General features: G+C 63.4%; 7 protein-coding genes and 2 pseudogenes. All 9 read left to right on the top strand.

Annotation, left to right across the window (positions count from 1 at the left end; genetic code table 11):
• A pseudogene (locus tag DPV79_RS43585) lies at positions 1–431 on the top strand (hypothetical protein); the annotation flags it as partial.
• A 127-nt stretch (positions 432–558) separates the two neighbouring features.
• Positions 559–681 carry a hypothetical protein gene (locus tag DPV79_RS43725; RefSeq protein ID WP_279636648.1) on the top strand — a complete coding sequence of 41 codons (123 nt, stop codon included), beginning with the start codon at positions 559–561 and terminating at the stop codon, positions 679–681.
• On the top strand, positions 674–1105 hold the full coding sequence (locus DPV79_RS41220; protein WP_113048154.1) for a hypothetical protein: 432 nt from the start codon (positions 674–676) through the stop codon (positions 1103–1105). The genes DPV79_RS43725 and DPV79_RS41220 overlap by 8 nt, the downstream gene beginning before the upstream one ends.
• Positions 1106–1195: 90 nt before the next feature.
• The gene (locus DPV79_RS41215; RefSeq protein WP_113048153.1) at positions 1196–2164 is read left to right on the top strand and encodes a DUF932 domain-containing protein; all 969 of its coding nucleotides are present in this window, start codon (positions 1196–1198) and stop codon (positions 2162–2164) included.
• The gene (locus DPV79_RS41210) at positions 2161–2361 is read left to right on the top strand and encodes a hypothetical protein (protein WP_113048152.1); all 201 of its coding nucleotides are present in this window, start codon (positions 2161–2163) and stop codon (positions 2359–2361) included. The genes DPV79_RS41215 and DPV79_RS41210 overlap by 4 nt, the downstream gene beginning before the upstream one ends.
• Positions 2362–2424: 63 nt before the next feature.
• On the top strand, positions 2425–3420 hold the full coding sequence (locus DPV79_RS41205; protein ID WP_113048151.1) for a YqaJ viral recombinase family nuclease: 996 nt from the start codon (positions 2425–2427) through the stop codon (positions 3418–3420).
• An 11-nt stretch (positions 3421–3431) separates the two neighbouring features.
• Positions 3432–3659, top strand: a complete 228-nt coding sequence (locus DPV79_RS41200) for a hypothetical protein (RefSeq protein ID WP_113048150.1) — start codon at positions 3432–3434, stop codon at positions 3657–3659.
• A 52-nt stretch (positions 3660–3711) separates the two neighbouring features.
• Complete coding sequence (locus DPV79_RS41195) at positions 3712–4632, top strand: recombination directionality factor (protein ID WP_113048149.1); 921 nt, start codon at positions 3712–3714, stop codon at positions 4630–4632.
• A pseudogene (locus DPV79_RS41190) lies at positions 4629–4933 on the top strand (hypothetical protein); the annotation flags it as partial. The gene DPV79_RS41195 and the pseudogene DPV79_RS41190, both read left to right, overlap by 4 nt.

Below are 4933 nucleotides of genomic sequence, written 5' to 3'. Positions count from 1 at the left end.
CCCCCGAGACGCCCCGCGCGCCGCCAACGTCATCGCCCGCCTCCGACTACTTCTCTTACGCGCCCCAGCAGCAGACGCCGGAACCTTCTTCGTCCGGCGATTTGCTCGCATGCCCTCATTGTGGGTCTCGGCATATCGACACGCTCAATGTCGGTCGCAGGGCTGGTAGCGCGATCGGTAGCGTAGCCGGTGCGACCAGCGGTTTCGCCGTGGCATTGTCCGGTGCCGAAGCTGGCGCAGCAGTTGGCGCGATCGGCGGACCGGTTGGCGTTGTGTTCGGCGGACTGGCGGGTGCTGTCGTGGCCGGCCTGCTCGGCAGCGCAGCCGGTTCTGTCGCCGGCTCCGCTGTCGGCGGCGTACTGGACGACAACGTGCTCGACAACTATCGGTGCCAGTCGTGCGGGCACTGCTTCGGCTCCACGCTTCGTTGAACGGCACCGTGCCATCTCTTCCGCTCAGCGCTGCTCAACCGTCGACGAGCCGGATGACCGCCAAGCGCCGACGTGCCGTTCGCCCGGTCGCGTCCCGGCACGCTCGTCCATTCTCAGGAAACCAACCATGCCCTCTCCCCTCGATTACCTCGCCGCCTTTGCACTCGCATTCGTGGGCGGCGCACTCGTGGCCGCGTGCCACTGCAAATACGTCGGCAAGATCCGCAAGGAGGTCCCGGCCCATGCATGATCATTTCCCGTTCGACGACGAGGAATTCGGGCCCGCACGTGCGTCACGATCGGACGCGACTGAATCCGCGCACTACCGGCCGGGTACAGGACCGATCTATCCGTGCCCGACGTGCCAGTCACCCCGTACGGAACCCCGCCATGTCGCCCGTCGAATCGGCAGCACCGTCGGAGCGGCGGCTGGTGCGACCGGCGCTGTCGCCATTGCGCTGTCCGGCGCCGAAGCTGGAGCGACAGCTGGACTGATTGCCGGGCCCGTCGGCTCAGCATGTGGCGGCATTGCCGGCGCAATCCTCGCCGGACTGATCGCAGGCGCGGCCGGCTGTGCGACTGGCGCCGCATTCGGCGAAGCCGTCGACCAAAAGATCCTCGACAACTGGCGATGCCTCGCGTGCGGACGCACCTTCAGTATCCAGCACCGCTAATCCGTCGTTCGCCTCATTCCCCTCATCGATTTTGTTCCGCTCGGCCTCGGCCGGGCTTTATGCACTGTGATTTTTGAATAGGAGTTTCTCATGCATCTCGTCCAAACGATGGCCTACGTTGGCACCGAACCCTGGCACGGTCTGGGCAACAAGCTGGCACCGAAACAACCGCTCGAAGTATGGGCGCGAGCCGCCGGGATGGAGTGGCAGATCGAAGAAGCCGAAGTGCGCTTCGTGGCCGCCGGCAATCGCAGCCTCGGCTCGATCCACGCATTTCCTGAACAGAAGGTGCTGTACCGCTCGGACACCAAAGCGCCGTTAAGCGTCGTGTCGTCGCGTTATCAGGTCGTGCAGCCGTCCGAGATTCTGGAGTTCTACCGCGATCTGACAGAGGTCGGGGGGTTCCAGCTCGAGACGGCCGGCGTGCTGAAGGAAGGCCGCAAGCTGTGGGCGCTTGCACGCACCGGGCAGTCCGGCACGCTCAAGGGCAAGGATCAGGTCAATGGCTACCTCCTGCTGGCAACGGCCTGCGACGGCACGCTCGCCACGACAGCGCAATTCACATCGGTACGCGTCGTCTGCAACAATACCTTGCAAATCGCGTTGGGCAACAGCGCCGGCGCGATCAAGGTCTCGCATCGATCGCAGTTTGATGCCGCCGCCGTGAAACGGCAGCTCGGCATCGCCGTCTCGACGTGGGATGCGTTCATGGTCCGCACCAAAGCGCTATCCGAACGCAAGGTGACGGACTCGGCAGCCGAATCGTTCCTGCGGCGTGTGCTGACCTACTCGACCGCCAACCTTCCGGATCGCGAATCAGTTGCCGTCAACGAGCGCGCGATCAAGGCGGTCGGCCAGCTCTATGCCGGACGCGGGAAGGGTTCGGATCTGGCTTCAGCGTCGGGCACCGCGTGGGGATTGCTGAACGCCGTCACGGAATACGTCGATCACCATCGCCGTGCCCGTAGCGATGACCATCGCCTCGATGCAGCCTGGTTCGGTGCTGGCGCAACACTCAAAGAGCGCGCCTGGGACGAGGCCATGAAGCTTGTCGCATGAAGAAGCCCACACCGGCTCTGGCTGTCGACATGCGTATTCAGATCCCGCGCGGCGCCGGCTTACGGTTCGGCGGTCGTTACGCGACGATCCTGCAAATCAAGCCGCAAGGCACGACTGTCCACCTTGGAAACGGCAAGCTCGTGACCTTCGCAGGCGACGCGTTGCAAGACGCATTCCGACGTACCCGCTCAGCGTAGCACCTTCCTCCCCTTTGGCCCGGTCAGATTCGTTCTGCCGGGCCTTCTTATTTGCGAGGTTCCATGAACACCCCTCACCCCGAACCACCGCGCGTTCGCAAGCCCGCGTTGAAGCTCGTCAAGACGCAGGACCTGAGTCGCGACGATTGGCTTGCCGTTCGTCGTACGGGCATCGGTGGCTCCGACGCCGCCGCCGCTGTCGGGCTCAATCCGTACATGAGCACGCTGGAACTGTGGCTCGACAAAACCGGGCGCGCAGAAGGTCTCCCCCGCCCCGATCCCGCCGATACGACTTCCCCGACGTATTGGGGAACGCTATTGGAGCCGATCGTTGCTGCCGTCTATACGCAGCAGACCGGCAACAAGGTCCGCAAGGTCAACGCGGTACTGCGTCATCCGTCGATCCCGTGGATGCTCGCCAACATCGACCGTGAAGTCGTTGGTGTGCCCGACGTCCAGATATTGGAATGCAAGACGGCGGGCGAGTTCGGCGCGCGGCTCTGGCGTGAAGGCGTGCCGGAGTACGTGCAGATTCAGGTTCAGCACCAGTTGGCCGTCACGGGCAAGTCTGCCGCACACGTCGCCGTGCTGCTGTGCGGACAGGCGCTGGAAGTTCATCGGATCGATCGGGACGATGCGTTGATCGGTCGGCTCATCGAACTCGAAGCGCGCTTCTGGCGATTCGTGGAGACCAACACGCCACCACCCGCCGATGGATCGGAATCGGCCGATCGTGCGCTACGTCATCTGTACCCCGGCAACGGCGAAACGATCGACTTCAGCGACGACCACCGCCTTTCGTCCGTGTTTGCCGATCTGGTCGCCGTGCGGGCCGAGATCGAAACGCGCCAACAACTCGAAGCGCAGTTCAAGCAGATGATCCAGGAGGCCATGGGTGACGCAATCCGGGCCGTATTCGAGACCGGCTCCGTGTCGTTCAAGCGTAGCAAGGATTCGTCCGGGGTCGACCTGGCTCGACTGTTGGCCGATCACCCCGAGTTCGAAACGCAGTACGCCACCTCGAAGCCGGGTTCCCGGCGCTTTCTCATTTCTACCTGATTTCGTTCCCCATGACCAACCTCGAATGTCTCACGGAGATCATGACGTTCTCCCGATACGGCGCGCTCGCACAAGCATTCGTGATGGATGCGCTGAGCAAGCACGCCGAGCGCGTTGCCACCGTGCCTCCCGAAAAATTGCAAGAGCAATTCGGCATTCACCCGCTCGTCAGCGTCCACGCGTGGCAGGGCGTCGCCCGCGAGATCCATACCAAGCTCGAAGCGCACTTTTCCCGGTAGCCGCCACAACGCTCGCAGTTCTCTTCTCCCCATTTCTATTTTGAGGACCACCATGCTGAAAGGACTCGCCATCACGCCGCCGGTCATAGGCCGCATTACTATCGGAAGAATTGTCGAGAAGAACGGCAAACGCCTCCCCGAGAAAGACGACCAGTTCACGCTCACCACGCAAATCCAGCAGCGCGGCGAATGGATGCTGCACCCACTGAACGAAGCGCTGCGCAAGGCAACGGCTGGCAAGCTGCGCGCGATTCCGGTCCGCGTGCTGTTCAATGACCCGGACCTGAACCTCCGGTCGGAATATTCGTTGTTCGACCGCGACACCGGACGGCCCGTGTGTGTCGGCAATGGCGAAACATGTCGTCGTGTAACGGACGCCGGCATCGAGGCCCTGCCCTGCCCCTCGCCGGATGGCTGCATGTTCGGCCGCCAAGGCAATTGCAAGCCCTACGGGCGATTGAACGTGATCGTCGGTGACGATGACGAGATCGGTTCATTCATCCTGCGCACCACGTCCTATAACAGTATCCGTACGCTCGCCGCACGGCTACATTACTTCCGAGCGGTGTCCGGAAACCTGTTGGCCTGCCTGCCTCTGGAACTCAAACTACGCGGCAAGTCGACCACGCAGAGTTACCGATCGGCCATCTACTACGTCGACCTGGGTGTACGTTCAGGGAGCAAGCTCGAACAAGCGTTGATCGAGGCAAAGGAACTGGACACGCGCCGCCGTGCGGCCGGATTCGATCAAGCTGCGCTCGACGCAGCAGCGCGGCGCGGCTTCGCCAACGGTGCATTTGAGGATAGTCCCGATGAACAAGCGGCCGTCGCGGAAGAGTTCTATCCCGAGCCGACGCCGAATCGTCAGCGTGCTGGCGATGGGGATGCCGACGAGACAGCCGGTACGCCTGCGTCAACACTGCGAGACAAGCTCGAACGCAAGGCCGTGCTGCTCGGCGGCAAAGCGGCATGAGTTCGCGTCGCTTGGCGCTCGCCCTGGCGACCGGCGCGACCTCCACTGCGCTCTGCCTGTCGGTGCTCGCCGGCTGGCAGCGCGGCGGATCGCTCCCCGAGCGGCTCGTCTGGGTCGCGATTGGCCTGGTGCTTGTCGCGAGCGCGCACCTGTTACCTGCACTGCTCCGGGATTCACCGATCGTCGTGCGTTGTATAGGTAGCGTGTTATGGGGCGCGTGTCTGGCGACGGCTTGCTTCGGTCACGCGCAGTTCTTCGTGATGGCGCAGCAGCATGCCGGGGAGCAACGCGCGGCGGCGGT

The sequence above is a fragment of the Burkholderia reimsis genome (assembly GCF_003294055.1).
GTDB lineage: Bacteria > Pseudomonadota > Gammaproteobacteria > Burkholderiales > Burkholderiaceae > Burkholderia > Burkholderia cepacia.
Note: the sequence above shows the minus strand (reverse complement) of the source record. Positions and strands in the feature narration are given on the sequence as shown.